We start from the raw sequence: 20,880 nt of genomic DNA on the forward strand, positions 1-20,880 counted from the left end.
AACGAACGGTTCGTATAACAACGAGCTGATACATAATCGGTGTTGGAATAATGTGTTCGAAGTCGAGATCGTGACCTGTCAATGGGTTACCTCGCCGGCTCCACGAGAAGCTCAACTATCAAACACCAGAAGACATCGAGAGCCAATACTGGCAACAACACAAGGCATCAGTAATAATGGAAAACAAAGCAAACGCCTAGAAAGAAAACCCAGACCACTTCATATCGGGATGGCCGATACACACGGCCTCAACAGTCTTCGTAGACATACACACTCACTTTCCAAAGAATCAGGGCACAGAAAACTGCTCGCCCATCTGGGGCACGCACAAAGAAAGAAAGGGAGGCTGTTAGGAGCGGGCTTTGAGAAGCTGTTCCATCACGTCATCACCAGGCGCACCGCCCGAGTAGTCGGTGGTACAAGTGGCGCGCACGATCTCGTAAATCTCATACCAATACATATTCGCCTGCTTACCAAACGACTGGGACATGGCAACGAACAGGGACGCGATAGCAGTCCCCGTGGTCGGGTGCTTGCCGAGCAAACCGAACTTGGAGATCGCTTGCTCGCATTGCACATAATGCGCGAACGCCTGCGCATAGGATTTAATCAGGCGTGGGGCTACGAACTGGGAACACCCACGAGCATCAAGCCACTGCCAGGTCTCCCAATACACTAGGTCAGCGCCAAGGGGTTTGCCATCACGCTGAACCTCGGGCAGGTAGTCGGAAGGTTCGGGCATCGTCTCACCAGCAAGCACCGCGCCATCACCAATATCTGTGCCTTCAAAGTCGAACGGCTCATTCAAAGGATCCTCAAGGCGAGTAACTGGGCGGCCTGCTACGAGCTTCTCATTCAGCGGATCAGGTTTCGCTCCTGCTCGCACGCGGCGTCCGCCACGGTTGGTGCCGTCTTTTGCCATGTATTACCTCCTTCTCTAAGCCAGTGGCCCGGGTATAGAGGCCAGGAGTGGGAACCCCGCTATCGGTCGTAACTGTTCTATAATGGGGATATGCGTATTGAACGTGACATCGATTTCGGGCGGCCGCGACGGATGCGCTGCGGACGTTGTGGACACGAAGAACTCGTCAGCCACGACTGGATGGAAAGCTGGGAGCAGGGCAACGAGCTCTGCACCGAATGCGGGATCGACTGCACTGAAGAAGACCGGGCTCGCCCCACGTACGACCCTGATGATCCAGCAATAGTCGATCATCAGGTTCTTCGGATGTTCTGGTACCACACCAGCACGATCCCGGACTGGCCCCAGAAGGAGTTCGATCCACGGGAGAAGCTAACTCCAGAGACCGTTCAGCGCATGACGAGGATGTGCGGTGCAGGCGCTGTCGACCGATGGGCTGAACAACAGAAATCCAAAGCCCTTCACGTCGGCACCTACGAGGCAGCAATCGAGAACATGCTCAGGCGAATGGATGACCAGCCCGAGGGCGATGCCCCGTTCTACCTGTACCGAGTAGTGCTCGACGACGCTGTGGGCATCGAGCCGGGAGTTCATCGCGAACCAACGAACTGGGTCGGCGATGCACAACCAGAGAAGTTCCTGAACCCCGGACACTCCGTCTACCGCTACATCAACGAACACGAGGACGAAGGCAGCATTTCGTTGGCCCTTACCGCAGACGCGATCGAGTCGGTATCTGGAATTCAGATACCCGTAGCGACCAAAACGCCAGCTAGGAAGAAACAACGCCTGGCTACGTGGCAGGACGTTCAGTTGAAGGTCAAGGAAGCGAGCGTACCTAACCGGGTACGGCCCCGTTTAGCAGATGCTTTCAGGGACGTGAGCGCAAGCAATACCGACCACCTCAATCTAGATCTCCTCGACGGGCTGGTTGATCTCATCCAAAATCCCTCTCATATCCTCGCTCTCCTTGACTCCGTGGAGCTCCGACAAGTCTGAATCGGCAGCCTTGGGTCAATACCCTGTTTGATTCAGGAACTTTGCACGCAGTTGGCCCCGCCCGCTGACTTTCCCAACACTTGTAGAGATCAGGAGCCCCACCCCCTCGCCTGACCTGCCACGTTCCGCCGTGGCATGCGAACAGACGAGAGTCCTCATTTTTTTGAGGCCGGCAGGTTTTCGGCGCATTAGAGCGCGAAATCCGCGAACAGTGTCAGTAGGTGTAGACCCTGGGTGTTCACCTCCATCGGTCATCATCCAAAGCTGTCTGTCTCGAGTGGCAGGGTTTGTATAGGGCGCGCGGGTTCGAGGGGTCGTGGGTTCCGCCGTGTTCGAGCGGGAGAACGTGGTGGACTTCCTGCACGGGTGTGTAGCGACCAGCTTCAAGGCAGTCTTCGCAAAGCGGATGGGCGGCGACGTAGGCGGCGCGGATCTTGCGCCAACGCGCGCCGTAGCGACGGTTGATCTTCGGATCCCTTTGGTAGCGCCGGTAGCGTGCATCCTCAGCTTTGGCATGGGTCTCGCAGTAGCGTTCGTGGGTGAGCTCAGGGCATCTGGAATAGGAGCACGGGGAGGATGGTTTGACTGGCGTCTATTCACCGGCTCAGAAGTGTCGCAAAAATCTTTCAACCCCATAAACAGGTGCCAAGTCCTTTCCTGTTAGTCGACTTGTGCAAACGCATAGCACGTGGAGATGAAAAACGATTCTCGAGATCCCCAACCACTATGAAATCTCAATGCTGAGGGACTCCTTAGTAGGAGCACTTTCACTCATAGAAGATTTACGGCGCGTTAATAGATATAGCTTCGATTACTGACGAATGCTAGGAAAATGCAAGCCGCTCACTATTTATTCCAGAATCTCAAACTATTTAGGGGCTGTAACAAAAAACTATGTGCTTTGCATCTTATTCTATGACCTTGTTATTACACTGTTTAATCACTGGAATTTTTGAAAAATAGTCTTTTGATACACTACCCAAGGTAGCTACGGAATAAGCTTAACTTCCTCCGCTAGCATAGCACGAATATTCAAGCTTTGCGCTGGAGATTTAGTCGTAACTGTGAGTTTCTCAATTCTCCCGATTGCTGCACAATGCTTCGGCGAGTTAGGTAGATACCCCTCAATGATTGCTACCTCGAGAGAGTCACCAGCTTCCTTAACTGCGCTTCGAAGTCCAAAACATTTTGGATTACCTGTGGTGACGGTGAAAGTCACCTCATGTATTCCCGTGATTTCATATTTCATCCAGTCAATTATTTTTTCGGAGCGCATAGCATCTCCAGCGTTTGAACAGCCGCACAACATAGCACCAACGCTAAGTAATGCTATCAGCCGTCTTTTAAGCTGTCTCGACGATGAAGATTTAATCATTTCGAGTGCCATTATACATCTTCATTACTGCGTCATCGAAATATGGACCACTATTGTAGGTGTTATTTTCTGGTCCAAACGAGGTAACTGAACGGACGTGCCCAAGCCCCGTCGAATTGCTGTAATCGTCCAACCAAGGACCTCCAGAAGAGCCGCCACCAAAATTGCATCCAGCAATCTTGGGGAATTGGCTTAGCCACCAGTAGTGTATCGTCGTACACCCCCAGCACGCCCACATCCTTTCACCGTTGTTGAGATTGCTAGGATATCCAAAAACCGTAACATCAAAATCGCGTAGAGGAACCACCGGTCAGACTGATGGAACTACACCTGCTCCTCGCGCAGGATCCGGTTGAGCTTCTTCGCGCTCAGCCCGTAGTCCTTCACAATCGCCGTTGTCGTCAACAACGAATCGAACTGCAACACGACGTCGTAGTACGAGACTTTCGGTGCCGTTTCCAGCAAGGCTTGCTCTGCTGCCAGGCGCTTGGCTCGTTCCGCACGCAGCGTGGCGATGGCATGCTCCAGGAACTCATCGTCAGCGAGGAGTTCGTCGTATGCATACATGCCATGGCGACGAATCGTCGGTAGCACTTCATCGAACACCCAGGCTTCGAACTTCTGCGCTGCCGGGAGCTTCGAGGAAATAATGAGGCGGTAGAGGTCACCTTCAGCAATGAAATGGAACCCCCTTGCAATGGTCTTGGAGCGCCTTGCTGGCGTTAACGTACCCGAGCGCGACGGCGACATCCTTCCCACAAAACAGCGTCTGCCCGTCGCCCGTGATGGTGCGGATAGCTCCGAAGGCATCGTTGGTAAAGGTTTGAATGGTGTTGCCCATAACAAGGCTCCTGTTCTGAGAGCCAAATAGACGAATATGCACCGGTTGGTGCTAGCAGCTCTCAGTGGTAGGCCACAAACATCCAAGGAGTTAACCCCCTAGGCGGGTTTGTGGTCACTGAGCTTTGGGGCTCTCGCACATACGCCCTCGAGCACCACCTAATCTGGACGGGTCATAGAACAACTTGTCGAGTGCTCTGTGTGGAAGAACTATCAATCTCTCTTGCTTCAGCAGCGCCGACGCGGTAACCTTATAGACAACATGACCGGTTCCGCTGCCCGCTTCGGTGGGAGTCCAGGGCCGGTCTTCGCTTTAGACAAAGGTGAGCGCGTGGGACAGATGAAACTGTTCAAGACCTACAAGGAGCAGGTCGAATTGCTTGGCCAGCGTGGGATGCAAATTGATAACTCAGAGCACGCCGAGAAGTTGTTAGCGCAGCTAAATTACTACCGTTTATCCGGATATTGGTATCCGATGCGCCGGTTTTCCCCGCAAAATGGTATCGCCCAAGATGAATTTGTTGACGGAGCGTCATTCGATTTGGTGGTGGCGCTGTACGAGTTCGACGAACGATTGCGCCACAGCGTATTCATTGAGCTCGACCGTGTGGAATTGGCAATTCGGACCAGGCTTGGTCACGAACTAGGTCGCCTTGATCCGCTGATCTATTTGGATCCGCAGCGTTTAGGAGCTCGCGCAAGTCAGCGAGGCAAGGGTGAGCGCACCTTGCCCGTCCCAGGGGTGGGCGGACTTCAACGATGGCGACGTGACGGTCGTCGACGTCGGCTTCAACCTTGACCGGTTCCCATAGTCTCAAAGCTACGGGAACCGGCACGCCGATGGATCCCGCACTTCTCTGTCTATCTGATACCTTTCGGCGGCACTCATACTTTTCGGCGGAACCCACACTTTTTGGCACTACCCCCCTGAGAGCACTATTCGCGACCCAATCGAAGCACCCAAAACCTGCTCGGACACCCGCTTCCACGCCCGATCTAAACCATGACAGAAGCACAACAAACCCCTCGAATCCCTTGTGTTACCTAGTAAAACTCGGAACCTAAGGGGGTCTGTTCGCACTCACACTTTTGTATCCAAAGTTGAGTGCAGATGGTGGCTGGCACACACATTTGGTTACAGGGAGTCTAGGTGGGTGCATTTTCGAGATTTCGATGCACCCAGCACTTGACTAGGCATTTTACCGTGAGATTTAGGATTCATTAGCCGAATGGCTGGGTACTCACGCCTGCTTTTCAGGTATCGGTAGGTACAACGGCACGTCTGCTCCGACTTCATCAAGTATCAAGTTCTCTGGAATCGGATGCTCCCAAGCCCCGATTGCGAGAAACGTCTTCTGCTCACCTGGGGACAAAGTGAAGGAATCGGCCAATTCAATGCGCACAAAGTCCTCTCGGTTTCGCAGGAGCTCAATTTGTACAGGTACGGGACTATCGTTAACGATCGTATATAACGAATTCTTGACCCACTGCACTCGAACACGTTTTGACCCGCTTGCCTCAACTTGTATCGGCGCCTGGGACGCAGTCTCCTTAACAGCACTGGCAATGGCAGCCAATTGCTGTTCGAGTACGCCAACTTGATCCCGCGCAGCTTGAAGCTGTTGCTCGGCCACATAAGCGGCCTCCTGTGCACGATGTTCTGATCGCCCGGCACGCTCTCGCTCGCCCATAGCAGTAGTACGTGCCCTCTTCGATAGGTGCGCCTGAAAGTATGCGAATCCTCCACCAAACAACGAAACAACAGCCACACCAGCAGAAATCCACGAAGCAAGATCCATCTATTTCCCAATTCCATTCGGCCAAGGCTACACTATGCATTTTGAAGCAGTTGTTGGAGTGACCTCATTGGCGCTTTCAGCTGCCCCAACTTGGCATCGATCCGTAGTTGTTCCCGCCGTGAAGGGACAGCTAACGGGAGCCGTCGTAGAGTGGTTTGATTCAAGTTCTGCATTGTTGTGCCGAGCGACGACGACGAGAGCTGAGCACGCACTGATGGCGCCTTCAAGGTTAATGCCACATAATCGAATACATGATTTTCCCCGCTTTTAGCATAGAAACATCCCGTTCCGCATAGCCATCCAGCTTCCGCCTCACTCACTACTGCAGATCGTCCCATTTCCCCTCGTCTACCGATTACAAGATCGCCGTGCGCTAACGCAAATGAAGACAGCCTTGCAGAGGTCTCTTCATTGACGAAGACCGTCGGAACAAAGGTGTCTCCAACGATGTTAGATGGATTGATCACCGGCGTTCCGTCGTCAACGTAGTCCCTCCTATGTAACGCGCTTCCAAAGGGACCTGTACAAACTTCGATCGCCAGTTCGGAGAACCGAGTCCACTCCCAGGTGTCAGGGATATCGAAATACTCCTCGTCATCGGTGACGGGTGGGAGGGACTTATGCTTCTTAAGCTTACCTACCTTGACTAGGGCGTCGCGTTCGGCGGCGATTTGTTCGAGGAGTTCGGCGGCAGTGCCGTCTTCGGGGTGCTGCTTGGTGAGTTTGCCGCTGATGGCGGCTTGGAGGATCGCGCATTCGATTGCTTTGGCGAACTCGCGGTCTAGATACTCTCTCTCTCTCTCTCAAGTTCAGCAAGTTGGTCAATGAGCGGCAGAACCTCGTCAAGCTTGGCGACAATCCGCTCCTGCTCGGCGAGCGGAGGTAAGGAGACCATCATCAAGTTCAGTGAGGTTGAATTGAGGGTATTTCCTTTCATCGCAGCCTTTGCGTCGCCATGTGACGAGAAGATTGGTAACGCGTATGCAAGGTAGCTTGGGAGGATTTCCCACGTATCAACAATTGGAAAAACAGAGATGATCGCTTCGTTGTGAACTGCGTCAACGCCAAGGAAACTGCACCGTCCGATGGTCAGTTTGAAACTCATGATCAAGGTTCCAGCGGGACTCACTACTCCACCGAAAGCATCAGAGATTGCCTCGTCGCTGACGCTCTCTCTCGTTGACGTGATAGTTTCACCTTGCGCCATGTCCGAGATCGAAACCCAAGGCACGGAGCCTCTTAACCAGTATTTCTGCTCCGCGCGCTTCGGCGTCTTTCCCATTCGGAACTCCACCAGGTCGCCAAACCTAATCCATCGCCATGAATCGGGAAGCACGAATGGATCGTCGTTCTCCCCAATATTGGGCAACGACTTTTGTTTCTTGAGCTTGCCTTCTTTGACGAGCCTCGCGCGTTTTGCTGCGATCTGCTCTAGAAGCTCTGCCGCTGTGCCGTCTTCTGGGCGTTGGTCTGTGAGTTTGCCGCTGATGGCTGCTTGGAGTATGGCGGCGCGGAGACGGTCGGCAATCATTCCTTCACCGCCAGTAGTGATTCGATGAGCGCGATTTGGGCATCGATCTGGGCGTCCAACTCAGCACGTCGAGTCTTATAGTTTGCGATGGTCTCTGCTGGGCTGAGCACCTCGGTGGATGCTTGCGGGAAGCCACACAGGTCGAGGTTATAACCGCCGTCAATGATCTCTTGGGCGGAATAGCGCTTGGCCTTCGGATTACCGTCAGCGTCGCTGATCTCCTCTCGGCTGCTCCACCAGTCCATCGCAGGTTGCAGGTGCTCAAGCAGGAGTGGCTTGGTCTTGGAGAAGTTCTTGTAACCTTCGGGTTTGCCTACCCGATAGAACCACACGTCCTTCGTGGGGTGAGTCTTGTCAAAGAACAACAAGTTGGTCGCGATGGAGGTGTACGGCGAGAACACTGAACCTGGTAGTCGGATGATCGTGTGCAGGTTGAATTCTTTGATAAGTCGCTCCTTGAGAGCCAGCTTCGCGCCGTCGCTACCAAAGAGAAATCCGTCTGGCAGCACCACGCCTGCTCGGCCGTTCTTCTTGAGTCGGTAGGTAATGAGCGCGACGAAAAGGTCGGCAGTTTCGGAGGATCGAAAGGCTTGCGGGAAATTCGCCTTCACTGCTTCTTGTTCGGTTCCTCCGTAGGGCGGGTTCATCGCGATGACTTCGAACTTCTCGTGCTCCTTGTATTCGCGAACGTTTCGCGAGAGTGAGTTGCCGTGAAAGAAGGCGGGCTCGTCGACGTCATGTAGAAGCAGGTTGGTGACACCCAGCAGGTACGGCATTGGCTTCTTCTCAATACCGAACACGGCATTCTGGAATTTCTCGCGATCCTCCACCGACTCCACCTGGGTATCCAGATGCTTGAGTGCCGAGGTAAGGAAGCCCGAGGTTCCGGCGGCGAAATCGGCGACCCGCTCCCCGAGTTTCGGGTTCAGCATTTTGATCATGAAGTCAGTAACCGCGCGCGGGGTGTAGTACTCACCGGAGCTGCCAGCGCTCTGGAGTTCCTTGAGGAGGGTTTCGTATATCTCTCCGAAGGCGTGGAGGTCTGCGTAGTCATCGAAGTTGATCTCGTTGATGAGGTTCACCAGCTGACGGATGAGGATGCCGTCCTTCATGTACTGGTTGGAATCCTCAAATACACCCTTGACGATCGTCTGGCTCAACGGGGTGTTCTCCGTGATCGGCAAAGTCTTCAGTGTTGGGAATAGGTCTTCGTTGAGGAAGATCAGCAGCTCATCGCCGGTCATGGAGCGGCCGTCCTTGTGGTCTGGTGCCCAGCTGCGCCAGCGAAGCCGTTCGGGGATGATCGACTCATAGTCGTCGAGCATGATTTCCCAGTTGGCTTCCTTCGCGTCATAAACCTTGAGGAAGAGCATCCAAGTGAGTTGGGCGATGCGCTGAGCGTCGCCATCGACACCGGCATCCCCGCGCATAATGTTGCGCGAGGAAGAAATGAACGTAGACAGACTCATTGGTTAGTTGCTCCTAGGCAGCGGTCTCATAGATGACGTCTTGCAGAGTCTTGACCGCAGCCAAGTACTCGTTCTTACCGCCAAACAAAGAAATAATTTTCACCGGCGAACCGAACTGCACGAACGGCTCATTGGTGAGCACTCGAACATCCTCAAGCTCGCTAATACCCACGTCGGCGTACTTGTCGAGCAGTGCGGCCAACACCTGCTCGGCTGCCGACGAGTATTGATGCAGGTATCCGCGCTTCTTCACCTGATCGATCCGCTCCTTCTTGGTCAGCGGTGGACGGTCGAAAGCGACGTGCATAATCAGATCAAAGTCGTCAACGTCGTCGAAATGCCCTCCGGCCTCGGCACGGATCGCATCCAAGAACACACCTTTCTCCTGGAGCTCGGCCACGAGGGCTGTCTTCTGGTCGGCATCGTTCCAGGCTTGAATGAATGAATCCAATGTCTTGTACGTGCCGCGCAACGTGGTGCGCGAGAAATCGCGCAAAGACTCGATAATCAAGTTACCTGTGGTTGGGTCGATGTATTGCACACGCTCATTGAGCAGCTTCACTTCAACGCCACGCACCCGGACCTTCTCTTCACGCCCCGGCGGCAACGGTGGTTCAGGATCCTCCCCGCCCGCGGGAATCGGCGGAGTATTCGGATCGACCTCGTCATCTTCGGGCCACTCGGGTGGAACCTCTTCCCCGTCGTCTCCTGGAACTGGAGGCCCGACTGGTTTGAAGACCACTGGTTCGCCGTCGAAATCAGGATCGGCAAACAGACGCGTTGAACCACGGAAATCGAGAATGGTGAAGAACTGCTTGCCGTGATCTTCCGCGAGGCGGGTGCCGCGACCGATGATCTGCTTGAATTCCGTCATCGAACCGATGTTGGACTCAAGAACAATCAACTTCACTGTCTTAATATCCACACCTGTGGTGAGTAATTTCGAGGTAGTCACCGCGGTCGGATACTTCTCGTTGACGTCCTGGAAATTGTCGAGTTGAGCCTTGCCGGTTTGTTCGTCACCGGTGATGCGCATGACGTAGCGCCAGTCCTTGGCTACCTCTTCGGGCATCTCGGTGATCAGTGCACGACGCATCCGCTCTGCGTGCTCAATATCCACGCAGAACACGATCGTCTTTGAATCCGTGCCATATCGCCGCAGCCACGAGGCGACATACTTAGCTACCATTTTGGTGCGCTCATCGATCACCAAGTTCTTGTCGAAGTCCTTGACGTTGTACTCGCGATCTTCGATCTCGTTGCCATCGACATCGCGCTGCCCCTGATAGGGACGCCAGCCCTCAAGATCAACATCCAAGCCGACACGTAACACCTTGTAAGGTGCAAGGAAGCCGTCCTCAATGCCCTGCTTCAAGCTATACGTATAAACCGGATCGCCGAAGTAGGTGATGTTTGAGACGTCCTTCGTCTCCTTCGGCGTGGCCGTCATACCGATGTGGATCGCACCCGAGAAGTAATCGAGCACCCTACGCCACAGCGACGCCTCACGTGCCGAACCACGATGACACTCATCCACCACCACCAGATCAAAGAACTCCGGCTTGAACTGGCGGAACGGCTCATCACCTTCATCACCAGCAAGTTGCTGGTAGAGACTCATGTAAACCTCGTAAGAGGAATCGAGCTCCTTGTTTTGAACCTTTGTGATCTTGCCCGAGAACGGCGAAAAATCGTCACGCATCGTCTGATCGATCAACACATTCCGATCAGCGAGGTACAGAACGCGCTTGACCGCGCCCGATTTTAATAACCGCCAAATGATCTGGAACGACGTGAACGTCTTACCCGTACCAGTAGCCATCACCAACAAAAGACGCTTCTGTCCATTCGCGATCGCCTCAATCGTGCGATCAATCGCTACCTGCTGGTAGTAACGAGGAACTTTGTTCTTGAATGAGTCGAAGTAGTAAGGCTCATCAACTAGCTCTACCTCACGTCCGTGCAGATTTTTTGCATCCAGATAGCGCTGCCACAACTCGTCCTCGGTCGGGAACTCATCCATCCTGAACTCACGCTCACGACCAGTCAGGCGGTCATGCTCAACAAAGGACGTACCATTCGTTGAATAAGCGAACGGTGCATCGAGCTTCTCGGCGTAGTCGAGAGCTTGTTGGAGACCAGCATCAGCACTGAGCTCAAGTTTCTTCGCCTCAACCACAGCCAGCGGCTTGCGGTTGCGCGTCCGCCGGAGCACATAGTCGGCACTGCCCGACTTGCCACGCACTGCCTTCTCGCCGCGAACGATGATCTGACCCGGCGTGATCACTTCCATCTTGATCTGCTCTGGCTTCCACCAAGCAATCTCAACCAGCGCGGGAGTGATGTAGCGGAGTTTGACGTCCTCTTCGCTCAGCCGCTCGCCAGAGATATCACTCATGTGAACTCCTTCTCTCACCGGCAACGCTGCCGGATACGAACAGCCTCAAATCCACCCGAAGCGGGACATCTTCAGATAACAAGTTTACCACACAATCACCCGATCTGGCCCTGCCACGCGCCATGAGCACCGGAGTCAGCAAGCTCCACACTGCACCGGCGCGGACACCTTTGGACGCCACAGGGTAAACAATTTGACACCCACCCACACTTTTTGATGGAGACCCATACTTTTTGACGCCCTTCGGCTCGTCTTGTTGCCAAAGGAGTCGACAATGGCAAGAGATCCCGATAATTGAATCCGCCACAGACGCCATACATAGAAAACCTCTCACCGTAAGCGTCTGACTAGGCCAAAACTCACAGCAAGAGGTTGCGATCCTTGTATCCAAAGTTGAGTGGTAATGGTTGCCTCTACGCTACTATGGATACTTTTGTGTAGCGGGGGTAGTTTTTAGAAAGGGGGTGTACTTTCCACGCAGGGGGTACTTTCGCCACGTCCGCACCTTTCGATCTGATTCTTTATTCCCGATGTTGCTTCGCTGCTTCGTTACCGAAGATCAAATCACATCAAGGCTTTATGTTTGCGCGTAGTTCACTGATAGAATAAGCATGAACATAAAAGGGATATGGAGGGTTCGTCATGACCCAAAACATTTTGGAAGATCTGGTACGCACCGATGATGGCGTCTTACGTGTGTCTGCTGCTACGAAGTTAGGGATCAGTGCTCCCACGATCTACGCATTCGCTCGTTCACGTGGGCTGCAAAAGATGTCGAAAGGCATCTATGCCGACGCTAACGGGTGGCACGATGAGATGTGGCTGACCTCGCTGCGCTGGCCGCGCGCAGTTTTTTCTCATCACACCGCACTGTTTACTCACTCCCTTACTGACCGTGAACCTGGCACAATGACTCTCACTGTCCCATCGGGCTACAACGCCACTGCGCTGCGCAAAGCAGGTCTGCAGGTGTTCTACATCAAGCCTGAGCTGCTGGAGATGGGCAGAACGAAGGTGCCAACTCCTGATGGGCACCTAGTGCCCTGCTACGATCTTGAACGCACTATCTGTGATGTGCTGCGCTCGCGTTCACACATCGATCCGCAGATCCTCACCGCTACCATGCAAGGATATGTGCGCCGCAGCGATAAGCAACTGGCCGTGTTGGCAACCTATGCTCAACAGCTGGGGCTTAGCGGGTTGGTATCGCAGTACTTGGAGGTGTTGTTGTGAAAATTAATAGTGCTGTCCAGCTCAAGGGGCGGATTAAAAATACCGCGCGTGAGCGTGAGGTTGACCCGCGCGTGTTATTGCGGATCTACATGATGGAACGATTCTTAGATCGCGTTTCTCAATCTTCTTACCACGATCGGTTCGTCCTCAAAGGCGGCATGTTGATCTCCTACTTGATCGGAGTCAACCTGCGCACCACCATGGACATCGACACCACCATGTATAACCTCCCGCTCAACATCAACGGCGTTCAAGAATTCATCGACGAGGTTATCCAAATCGATACCGGTGACGGTGTTGTCTTCATACTGGATCGGCTTGAAGAGATCATGGAACAAGCTGACTACCCAGGCATTCGCGCACACCTGACCGCCGCATTCGATCACACCACCACACCGGTCAAAGTCGACATTTCTACCGGCCACACCATCACACCCGGCGCGATTGAAACCTCACTTGACGCGATGTTCGCCCAGCCAATTCCCATGCTGGTCTACCCCACCGCCACGATCATCGCTGAGAAACTCCACACCGTCCTATCAAGGGCCACGTTCAACACTCGCATGCGTGACTTCTACGACCTGCATGCCCTCACCCAGGCGCAGGGCTCCCAGCTTGATCCAGCACAACTACAGGCAGCATTTCGGGCAACTATGCAAACTCGGCGAAGCCTCGTCTTGATCGAACAACATCACTCCATCATGGCCTCGATTGCCAATAGTGAGACGATGCGCACTGCTTGGCAGCACTTCAGTCAACGCTACGAATGGGCCAAAGCCCTCACATGGGACGACGTACTCACCAGCACACAAGCACTCCTCGACGCCGCCTTGACTGATCCTGACCGTTCGTAAAACTCAATACCCCATCGACAACCGCGTTGCCTCAGTAAAAGGGTGAGCTTATAAGAGGATATTTAATGTTCACTCGACTGGCAGGCCTTTAAACACAACGTTGATCTGCCCGTCGGTTTCGATCGTCACGTGGTCAACAAGGAGCGCCCATGCATCATCGGAGTATTCCAGTAGCGGTCTTGCGTCGAGGTAGTCGGCGGTAGCCGGGCTTAGGCAAGGCGGGCCTGCTTGTCCGTGATCTCAGCGTTGAGACGTCCGCGGGTGGCGGGTGCTTTCTCGTATCGGGCGGTCAGGTTCGCGTATTCGTTATCAAATTCATCAGGGTCGAGTCTGGTGTTGGTGGCACTGGCCAGGAGCTGGTCGATCAACACGGTGATCTCACCAACCTCTTGGAGGGCTTTGTCCCGTTCAGCTTCTACCGGCCTTGTATCGAACACGGTTCCTTCGAGTATGCGTAGTGCGCAGCGTGCACCAGCATTACCTGTAATCCGGGTGGCCAGGGCATCGACGAATACGTGCTCGATGTCCACATCGACCACGTGCGGGGTTTCGCAGCCGGTTTTCTTTCCTTCGTATTTGTTGGCGCACAGCTTGGTTTCTAGTGGTGGTTGCAACCCCGTGTTTGATTATAACTGGTTATTATCTCGCTAACCGCCCTCGCTCTCAAAATACATAAGGTACGCCGAATGATTGACTAAGGTATGCCTTAGTTATTAAAATTTCGGTATGGATTACTCGTCTTCTTTGCCTCAATCTGATCGTTCAACAAGTACCGCTGCCGGGCATTGGGTGCTCGCTCGCGCTGGTAAGCGGGTGCTTCGCCCTGGCGGGTTGAAGTTGACGAAACGTATGTTGAGTGCCGCCGATATGCAGGGAAAAGAAATCGTGGAGTTTGCTCCAGGCCTTGGTCGTACTGCCCAATTGATCGTGACCGAAGGTGTATCCTCCTATGTTGGTGTTGATCAAGACCCGGCGGCAGTCGCACGGGTGGAAGCCATCGTCAAACCTCACGGCGGAACAGTCATTAATGCTAAAGCGCAAGACACCGGGTTAAGTGGCGAAAGTGCCGAGGTGGTGGTGGGGGAAGCGATGCTAACCATGCAAGGCGAAAAAGCCAAAGCCGAAATCGTTGCCGAGGCATTCCGTCTCCTCAAACCAGGCGGTTATTACGCCATCCACGAGCTCGGCCTCACCCCAAATGACATTGACCCAGAGTTGGCTGATGGGTTACGCAAGCAATTAGCCCGGACGATTCGAGTTAACGCGCGCCCGCTGACCGAGAATGAATGGCGTACGGTGCTAACTAATGCTGGTTTTGAGGTGGAATGGATTAGTTTCGCACCGATGGCGCTATTGTCTCCCAGGCGTAATCTTGCCGATGAAGGTCTCTTGGGAGTCGTCCGGATTATCCGTAACCTAATCCGCGATAAAGCCCTACGAGCCCGGGTTTTTCAGATGCGATCCACTTTCAACAAATACCGCGACCACCTGACCGGAATCGCTATAGTAGCTAAGAAACCATCCAACTAAATTATTTCCCTAATCACCTGAAAGGTCACCGTCATGAGCGCTGAAACTCCAGCATCCCCAGCCCTAGGCTTTATTAACAATCTAGCTAATGAAATCGAGTACGCGTCAGGCTCAACTGTCTCCAAAACCTTGCTGCGTGCCGAGGGAGTCAATGTCGTCCTATTTTCTTTCGATGCCGGGGAGGAACTTTCCGAGCACACGGCTGCAATGCCAGTGCTCGTTGAAACCTTAGAAGGTGAGCTTGAAATCACCGCCGAAGGTAAAACCGTGACTCTGCTACCTGGTGGTGTAGTGCATTTCACTACCCGATTACCGCATGCCGTTAAAGCCATCAAGCCGTCAAAAATGGTGCTCTACATGCTGGCAAGACCTTAAACTCAAAGAAACGGCTAGTCAAAAGAGAAATCACACAGTTTAGTTTTATCTTTCAGGCCGGGTAGCGCCCCGCTAAACTAGCAGCAACTTAAGCATGCGAAGGAGTTATCGCTGGGCAAGGGTATAAAAAGTACCCGCCCAGCAAGATAGCGTCCAAATATACGAGCCGTAACGAGAACGCGGGGTCAGTTTTTACCGAAGGGTAGGTCTCACGCGCATCGCCTCAGCGACCACTGCATAGGAAAACAAGCGGATCAATAAAATAGAGAACCCTATGTTGAGCTGTCAAAATGGCTCTTTATCCAGCATAAAAATAGGACGCTCACTTTGTATCAAAATGAGCGTCCTAGTGGTGGAGCATAGGGGATTCGAACCCCTGACCTTTTCATTGCGAACGAAACGCGCTACCAACTGCGCCAATGCCCCGTACTGTCATTATGATAGCAGGTTTATCTGCAAAATATCGAATTGCTGTCTGACAACTCACGTTGTCCCGAAGATGTGTGGATAAATCACTATCTTGTGGACAGTTGGAAATCACTCTTCGGAGTCGTGTAAAAATAGATCTCATGCGCCGTTCGTTCATTGATAAAATCCTCTTCCCCATCGCCATAGCCGCAGGTCTGTGGCTAGTTGTTCCTGGCCTTGGCCCAGATATTGCGGGGATGGAAGAACGTTTCGGCTGGAAGATCGGCCCCGACGATTGGCGTGGCCCGCTCTCCCAAGAACCAACATTTCACATCTCCAACCCAGAAATCGGCGCGCTGTTAGATACCATTCCGATTCGTCACAAGCAGCATCTCCCCCGATACAATCGGCAAGATTTTGGACAGGCTTGGGCCGACGTCGATCGGAACGGTTGCGATACCAGGAACGATATTCTTGCACGTGATTTGAACGATGTGCGGTTTAAGAAAGGTACGCACAACTGCGTCGTCGTCGCCGGAAAACTCAACGATCCCTACACCGGAAAGCGAATCGACTTCGTGCGCGGGCAGAAAACGTCTACGCTCATCCAAATCGATCACGTGGTTGCCCTATCGGACGCATGGAAATCCGGAGCGTGGGAATGGGATCCGGAAACACGCGAAAACTTTGCCAACGATCCAGAGAACTTACTTACCGTTGACGGCCAAGCGAACCAGGACAAAGGCGCCGCGAACGCCGCCCAGTGGCTCCCAGAAAACGACGCCTTCCAGTGCGCATACGTCGAACGGCAGCTGCGCGTGAAAGCCCGCTGGCACCTGTCCGTTACGCAAAACGAACACACGGCAATCGCACGCACGCTCTCGCACTGCTACTAACGCAACGAGAAGGTCCCCTCCGAACTCAATCGAAGGGGACCTTCTCATGTATGTATCACTCGCTATGAACGATGTTCTTGAACCAAGGCCGTAAGGTAGTACCGCGAAGGATGATCTCGCGCTCCTTAACCAACGGAATGTTCCGTTCATCGATCACTGTCCACCACTTATCCCAAGCCAAACCAGTACCTTCACCTGCCTTCACGTGAATGTTACGTGCGTTTGCTGGAATCTGGATGCGTTCGCGGAAACCGTGAGTACGAGCCTTCCATGTTCCTGCCCACTTCACAGGCTTGACGTGCTGAACGCCCTTCTCGTCGTAGCTAATTTCATCCCATTCCAAAGCGAACTTTGCAACGTAACCGCCACGGTGACGAAGTGTAATGAAGCCCGAGTTGTAGGTAGTTGCGGTGGTTTCAATGTACTCGCCAGTGTTCTTGACTACTGCACGCTGGTTGTCCTTCACAAAGTTAACTGTGTAGGAAACTGGCACAGCTGGAACGGTGGTCGAGAAGGTGCTTTCTTCTTTGATAATCCTCTTGAGATCTTCAATGCTTCCTGTCGCAACTTCAACGCCCTTTTGCGCACTTCCACCAAGAACATAGACAGTTGCGCGAGTCTTATTCAAGATATTCTTGTACTTCGTATCAACATCTGTCTTGCCATTACCGAAGCTACCCTTAAATACTGCGCTAAATGCTGCCTTCACATCATTATCAGTGGAATCAGTTTCCAGCTTCACGAAGATCTGACGGCCGTAACTTACATTCGAAATGTAGGCTAACGGGTTCTTTTTATCAATATTGCGATCAATCAAATCTTGCTTCGTTACATTCTTTGCAAACAGCTCGTGAGGATTGTTCGGAGTATCAGTAGAAACCGTGTAGAAAATCTGCTTGAAGGAAGCAATGCCAACTTGGCGCTCATGCTTGTGGATCGCATCGAAGTTAACATCAAGCTTGTTTGCAACCTTTTCAAAACCAAGGCCAAACTTAGCTTCAAGCTGTTCTTTCGAATTGACCATCAACTCATCATATGAAATCTTTGCTGCATGGTTTGGGTAAGTAGAATGCATATCCGTCCACCCCTTCAACAACTCATTGATGCCACCTTGGACGGAACTCTTATGAGGATTCTGGATGACTTTCTCTCCCTTACCACTCAAAAGCCCAGGAAGATCAACACTGACGGTAATAGGTGCTCGATCAATTCCCACTACGGTAGGACTCCCTTTCGAGAGATTTTGATTAGCACGGACCAACGCTCCTGGGAACGTATTGGCATTATTGGCCTCGATTACCGAAATATCACCTCGCAAATTATTGAAGGTCTTCTTTTCATGCTTGAATACGGTGTACGTTCCGTTCTTAAACGATTCTTTTGTTACCGGAACCGTCTCAATTTTCTCGCCTTGAACTGCGAGAACTCCAACTGGATCGTAGTCTAGAGATCTGATGAATTTATCAATTTCGCGACCGTTATCAACAGTTTGTGCAGGCTGGGTCTTTACGGCAGGAAAATCTTTTTGCTTAACAGGCTTCGGATCTTGCGCGGATTCACCAGTCTGTGCAGCGGGAGCTGGTGTGGTCTTGTCTGTTGGATTACTTGCCGTTTGATCGCTTCTATTGACAGTTTCAGTTGCGGAAGAGGTTGGCGAAACTGGATCGGTTTGTGTTGAAGCGTCAACTCCAAACGCAACGCCGGGAGCGAATGCTCCTGCCAGCAATGCCGTGCCTGCTACCGTTGCAAGAAATCTCCGTGTCATGATCTTGCCCCTGTCTTGATAGAAGAAATAATGTTTTTGTGAGCCGACCCACATCGGTTGGCTACAAGAAAATTGTGCACCTGTTCATATACTGAAACAAAATCAGACATAGCAGTTCAGGAGATGAGAGACGGATTTATATAACAATGTCACCAAATTTTAAAACAAATCGATAACCAAAATTTTAGACATTTTGGGCTTTTTGACAGGAGAAAAGAAGATATAGGAGATTAAAAGCCACATAAAGGGATAACAATTCCCAATAGGCCATTCCCGGCATAACTTGACACTTTTAACAGATTTGTAACACTTGTATCACAATTAAAAAGAGGTTAACTACACCGCTTTAGTCACTCACAGAAATTTCCAAAGATTTTCAACAAGTGATGTAATCACAGGCAGATTTGGCAACCCAAATCCGTTTGGTGGAGCATAGGGGATTCGAACCCCTGACCTCTTCCATGCCATGGAAGCGCGCTACCAACTGCGCCAATGCCCCGTAAGACTTAACTAATATACATCAGACAAGCCTCGAACATCTAGTTGCACGGCCTATTTTTCACGTGAATCAAATCACGAAAAGATCAGACATCGCACAAATAGTCATTTTACCTATTCCACGATTTGATTCTCCACGAAGGAACAGCGCCTGGACGTGACACAACTTCCGCCCAATGACAATTTTCCATCCCTTGAAGCATGTTCCATGCTGATGGATTTTGCCCCATGAGCACCATAACGCCATTAACCAGTGCAGATCCGTGGCTAACAAACAGCAGAGTCTGCTCCCCCGCCTCAGATTCCGCTTCCTTCGCGTACTCTTCGATCGCTTCAGCAACGTGTTGCCCGTTCACATCACGCGTTTCGATTCCAGCCACGCCTGGTTCTTCTCCAGCACGCCAGCGTGCCCAGGCTTCTGGGTATTCGGCTTTGATTTCTACCGAGGTCAAGCCTTCCCATTCGCCGTAGCCGCGTTCGCGCAACCGATCGTCAATTTCCACGCCGATTCCTGTTTCGCGCGAAACGGCGGCCGCGGTTTCCACAGCACGATCCAAGTCAGACGATACGATTCGCGTGATTCCCAACGGTGCCAGTACCGCAGCGGCTTGGCTTGCTTGTTCGCGCCCCGTAGCGTTTAGCGGCGTATTTTGCGCCCCCTGAATGCGTGCTTGGGAATTATTTTCAGTTTGCCCGTGGCGCAGGAGAATTATTCGTTTGAGTGGCACGTACGTTTCTTTCAGATAAGATCAGACGACGACGTAGCCCGTGCACCCGTAGCCTGGTCAATTCCACCAGAGAAATATGCTGCGAGTGCAGATTCCTGTGCGGCTTCGGATGCTTGAATATCTTCAGGAAGTTCGATCGATGGGCAATCTGCCCAAAGCTTTTCGAGCGCGTAGAATTCACGATCTTCATCCTGCTGAACGTGAACCATGATGATACCAAAGTCCAGCAGTACCCAGTGTGCTTCACCTTCCATGCCCTCACGGCGCTGGCGCCTGCATCCGGCCTTGTACATTGATTCTTCAACCGAATCAACGATTGCACGAACCTGACGTTCAGTAGAACCAGAAACGACGAGGAACGTGTCAGTAAGTGCCAGACGTTCAGCGACGTCAATGGCGGTGATTGATGTAGCCTTCACATCTGCTGCCGCACGGGCAGCGATAATGGTTAGGTCAATAGCTTCTTGTGTTGCGCTCACAGATATCCTTCGTGATTGAAATAGGTTTACAAAAGTAGTTTGCTGGTTAGCGTGTCCACTGCAGGAACAGCTGGAGCCGCATTGAAGAACAGCGAGTTAATACCAAAGCCAATGAGCAACCCAACAAGCACCGCAATAAGCAACAAAAGCACGTAGTTCAAGATTGTTCGCCGTGGGCTGGTTGGATCGTCGTCGTAATACGCCATGTCGTCGCCATCATTTTCTTCAGTTAGCGAAGCGCTAGGCTTGTTCGATACTGATGGCGGTGTCAGAGAGGCAAGATCTTCCCCTTCAAGCTCTGCTCCTTCAGGCATCACGGATGTTCGCGCAACATCCGCACTTGACACCGAAGGTTCAGGATCTGCAGGAGTACGGCGAGTCATAGACAAGAGGCGATCCCGCATCGGCATATCAGTTTCTGACTTCGTTTCGCCCTTACTCTGATCCTCAGCAATAGATGTAGCTATCGCACTGGACGTGTCCTCTTCAGGCGTGCCCGAACGGAATCGATCAAAGACCGACATACGTTCTGGCTGGTTCGCTTCTTCTTGCTCAGATCCCGTATTGGAAGAAATCTCTTCTTGAATCCGTGGGAACGTACCAGTCTTACGGGCTTCGCGGAGTTCCTTACGGGTTGGGCGGTGAAGATGAAGTTCCGTTGTTTCGCTAATATCTACTCCATCTGCAGGACGAACATTCAGCCTGCCCTGTTCCCTCATCTGCCGGCGACTCATTCGTTGCGCGTCACTCATGGTTCACCTTTCTCCTTCCCCACAGTTAC

General features: G+C 52.5%; 19 protein-coding genes, 2 tRNA genes and 2 pseudogenes. 7 read left to right on the top strand and 16 right to left on the bottom strand.

The features are described from left to right. Positions 1-349 precede the first annotated feature (349 nt). Positions 350-922 carry a hypothetical protein gene (locus tag ARCH_RS05290; protein ID WP_013170255.1) on the bottom strand — a complete coding sequence of 191 codons (573 nt, stop codon included), beginning with the start codon at positions 920-922 and terminating at the stop codon, positions 350-352. Between the two features lie 90 nt (positions 923-1,012). Between ARCH_RS05290 and ARCH_RS05295 the strand changes: the two genes are divergently transcribed. Then, positions 1,013-1,921, top strand: a complete 909-nt coding sequence (locus ARCH_RS05295; protein WP_013170256.1) for a hypothetical protein — start codon at positions 1,013-1,015, stop codon at positions 1,919-1,921. A 238-nt stretch (positions 1,922-2,159) separates the two neighbouring features. On the opposite strand, the pseudogene ARCH_RS09675 reads toward ARCH_RS05295, so the two are convergent. The 3 genes and pseudogenes from ARCH_RS09675 to ARCH_RS05310 form a co-directional block, all read right to left on the bottom strand. Next, a pseudogene (locus ARCH_RS09675) lies at positions 2,160-2,510 on the bottom strand (HNH endonuclease); the annotation flags it as partial. 399 nt (positions 2,511-2,909) lie between these two features. Further along, positions 2,910-3,308, bottom strand: a complete 399-nt coding sequence (locus ARCH_RS05305; protein WP_223804365.1) for a hypothetical protein — start codon at positions 3,306-3,308, stop codon at positions 2,910-2,912. Between the two features lie 315 nt (positions 3,309-3,623). Further along, positions 3,624-4,137: pseudogene (locus tag ARCH_RS05310) on the bottom strand (BRO family protein); the annotation flags it as partial. Positions 4,138-4,476: 339 nt separating this feature from the next. Here ARCH_RS05310 and ARCH_RS05315 point away from each other — a divergent pair. Beyond that, positions 4,477-4,935 (top strand): Abi family protein, encoded by a 459-nt coding sequence (locus ARCH_RS05315; protein ID WP_261974477.1) that lies wholly within the window; start codon positions 4,477-4,479, stop codon positions 4,933-4,935. 442 nt (positions 4,936-5,377) lie between these two features. Here the strand turns inward: ARCH_RS05315 and ARCH_RS05320 are convergent, their stop codons facing one another. Genes ARCH_RS05320 through hsdR form a run of 5 tightly spaced genes read right to left on the bottom strand, consistent with a single transcriptional unit; the run spans position 5,378 to position 11,333 of the window. Beyond that, positions 5,378-5,935: a hypothetical protein gene (locus ARCH_RS05320; RefSeq protein ID WP_013170260.1), complete on the bottom strand. Its 558-nt coding sequence runs from the start codon at positions 5,933-5,935 to the stop codon at positions 5,378-5,380. A 32-nt stretch (positions 5,936-5,967) separates the two neighbouring features. Continuing rightward, on the bottom strand, positions 5,968-6,696 hold the full coding sequence (locus tag ARCH_RS10120; protein WP_013170261.1) for a restriction endonuclease subunit S: 729 nt from the start codon (positions 6,694-6,696) through the stop codon (positions 5,968-5,970). A 20-nt stretch (positions 6,697-6,716) separates the two neighbouring features. Beyond that, positions 6,717-7,466 (bottom strand): restriction endonuclease subunit S, encoded by a 750-nt coding sequence (locus tag ARCH_RS05325; RefSeq protein WP_013170262.1) that lies wholly within the window; start codon positions 7,464-7,466, stop codon positions 6,717-6,719. Next, positions 7,463-8,935: a class I SAM-dependent DNA methyltransferase gene (locus ARCH_RS05330; protein ID WP_013170263.1), complete on the bottom strand. Its 1,473-nt coding sequence runs from the start codon at positions 8,933-8,935 to the stop codon at positions 7,463-7,465. Before ARCH_RS05330 ends, ARCH_RS05325 begins: the two co-directional genes overlap by 4 nt. Before the next feature lie 13 nt (positions 8,936-8,948). Further along, positions 8,949-11,333 (bottom strand): EcoAI/FtnUII family type I restriction enzme subunit R, encoded by a 2,385-nt coding sequence (gene hsdR, locus ARCH_RS05335; RefSeq protein ID WP_013170264.1) that lies wholly within the window; start codon positions 11,331-11,333, stop codon positions 8,949-8,951. Between the two features lie 642 nt (positions 11,334-11,975). Between hsdR and ARCH_RS05340 the strand changes: the two genes are divergently transcribed. After that, positions 11,976-12,566: a type IV toxin-antitoxin system AbiEi family antitoxin domain-containing protein gene (locus ARCH_RS05340; protein ID WP_013170266.1), complete on the top strand. Its 591-nt coding sequence runs from the start codon at positions 11,976-11,978 to the stop codon at positions 12,564-12,566. Further along, the gene (locus ARCH_RS05345; protein ID WP_013170267.1) at positions 12,563-13,420 is read left to right on the top strand and encodes a nucleotidyl transferase AbiEii/AbiGii toxin family protein; all 858 of its coding nucleotides are present in this window, start codon (positions 12,563-12,565) and stop codon (positions 13,418-13,420) included. The genes ARCH_RS05340 and ARCH_RS05345 overlap by 4 nt, the downstream gene beginning before the upstream one ends. A 209-nt stretch (positions 13,421-13,629) precedes the next feature. On the opposite strand, the gene ARCH_RS05350 is transcribed toward ARCH_RS05345, so the two are convergent. After that, positions 13,630-14,034 carry a hypothetical protein gene (locus ARCH_RS05350; protein ID WP_145961611.1) on the bottom strand — a complete coding sequence of 135 codons (405 nt, stop codon included), beginning with the start codon at positions 14,032-14,034 and terminating at the stop codon, positions 13,630-13,632. A gap of 112 nt (positions 14,035-14,146) precedes the next feature. Between ARCH_RS05350 and ARCH_RS05355 the strand changes: the two genes are divergently transcribed. Then, a complete protein-coding gene (locus ARCH_RS05355; protein WP_013170268.1) occupies positions 14,147-14,950 on the top strand; it encodes a class I SAM-dependent methyltransferase in 804 nt (267 codons plus the stop codon). 33 nt (positions 14,951-14,983) lie between these two features. Continuing rightward, positions 14,984-15,325 (top strand): cupin domain-containing protein, encoded by a 342-nt coding sequence (locus ARCH_RS05360; RefSeq protein ID WP_010934538.1) that lies wholly within the window; start codon positions 14,984-14,986, stop codon positions 15,323-15,325. Positions 15,326-15,675: 350 nt separating this feature from the next. Here ARCH_RS05360 and ARCH_RS05365 read toward each other — a convergent pair. Further along, a tRNA-Ala gene (locus ARCH_RS05365) sits at positions 15,676-15,751 on the bottom strand. Between the two features lie 143 nt (positions 15,752-15,894). Between ARCH_RS05365 and ARCH_RS05370 the strand changes: the two genes are divergently transcribed. After that, a complete protein-coding gene (locus ARCH_RS05370) occupies positions 15,895-16,629 on the top strand; it encodes an HNH endonuclease family protein (RefSeq protein WP_013170269.1) in 735 nt (244 codons plus the stop codon). A gap of 55 nt (positions 16,630-16,684) precedes the next feature. Here ARCH_RS05370 and ARCH_RS05375 read toward each other — a convergent pair whose 3' ends face one another. The 5 genes from ARCH_RS05375 to ARCH_RS05395 form a co-directional block, all read right to left on the bottom strand. Further along, on the bottom strand, positions 16,685-18,394 hold the full coding sequence (locus ARCH_RS05375; protein ID WP_013170270.1) for a thiol-activated cytolysin family protein: 1,710 nt from the start codon (positions 18,392-18,394) through the stop codon (positions 16,685-16,687). Between the two features lie 423 nt (positions 18,395-18,817). Further along, positions 18,818-18,893, bottom strand: a tRNA-Ala gene (locus ARCH_RS05380). A gap of 109 nt (positions 18,894-19,002) precedes the next feature. Further along, positions 19,003-19,620 (bottom strand): histidine phosphatase family protein, encoded by a 618-nt coding sequence (locus ARCH_RS05385; protein ID WP_013170271.1) that lies wholly within the window; start codon positions 19,618-19,620, stop codon positions 19,003-19,005. Positions 19,621-19,631: 11 nt separating this feature from the next. After that, the gene (gene rsfS / locus ARCH_RS05390) at positions 19,632-20,099 is read right to left on the bottom strand and encodes a ribosome silencing factor (protein ID WP_013170272.1); all 468 of its coding nucleotides are present in this window, start codon (positions 20,097-20,099) and stop codon (positions 19,632-19,634) included. Between the two features lie 26 nt (positions 20,100-20,125). After that, positions 20,126-20,851 carry a hypothetical protein gene (locus ARCH_RS05395; RefSeq protein ID WP_013170273.1) on the bottom strand — a complete coding sequence of 242 codons (726 nt, stop codon included), beginning with the start codon at positions 20,849-20,851 and terminating at the stop codon, positions 20,126-20,128. Between the last annotated feature and the right edge of the window lie 29 nt (positions 20,852-20,880).

Origin of the sequence: Arcanobacterium haemolyticum DSM 20595, from assembly GCF_000092365.1 — a bacterium.
Lineage (GTDB): Bacteria > Actinomycetota > Actinomycetes > Actinomycetales > Actinomycetaceae > Arcanobacterium > Arcanobacterium haemolyticum.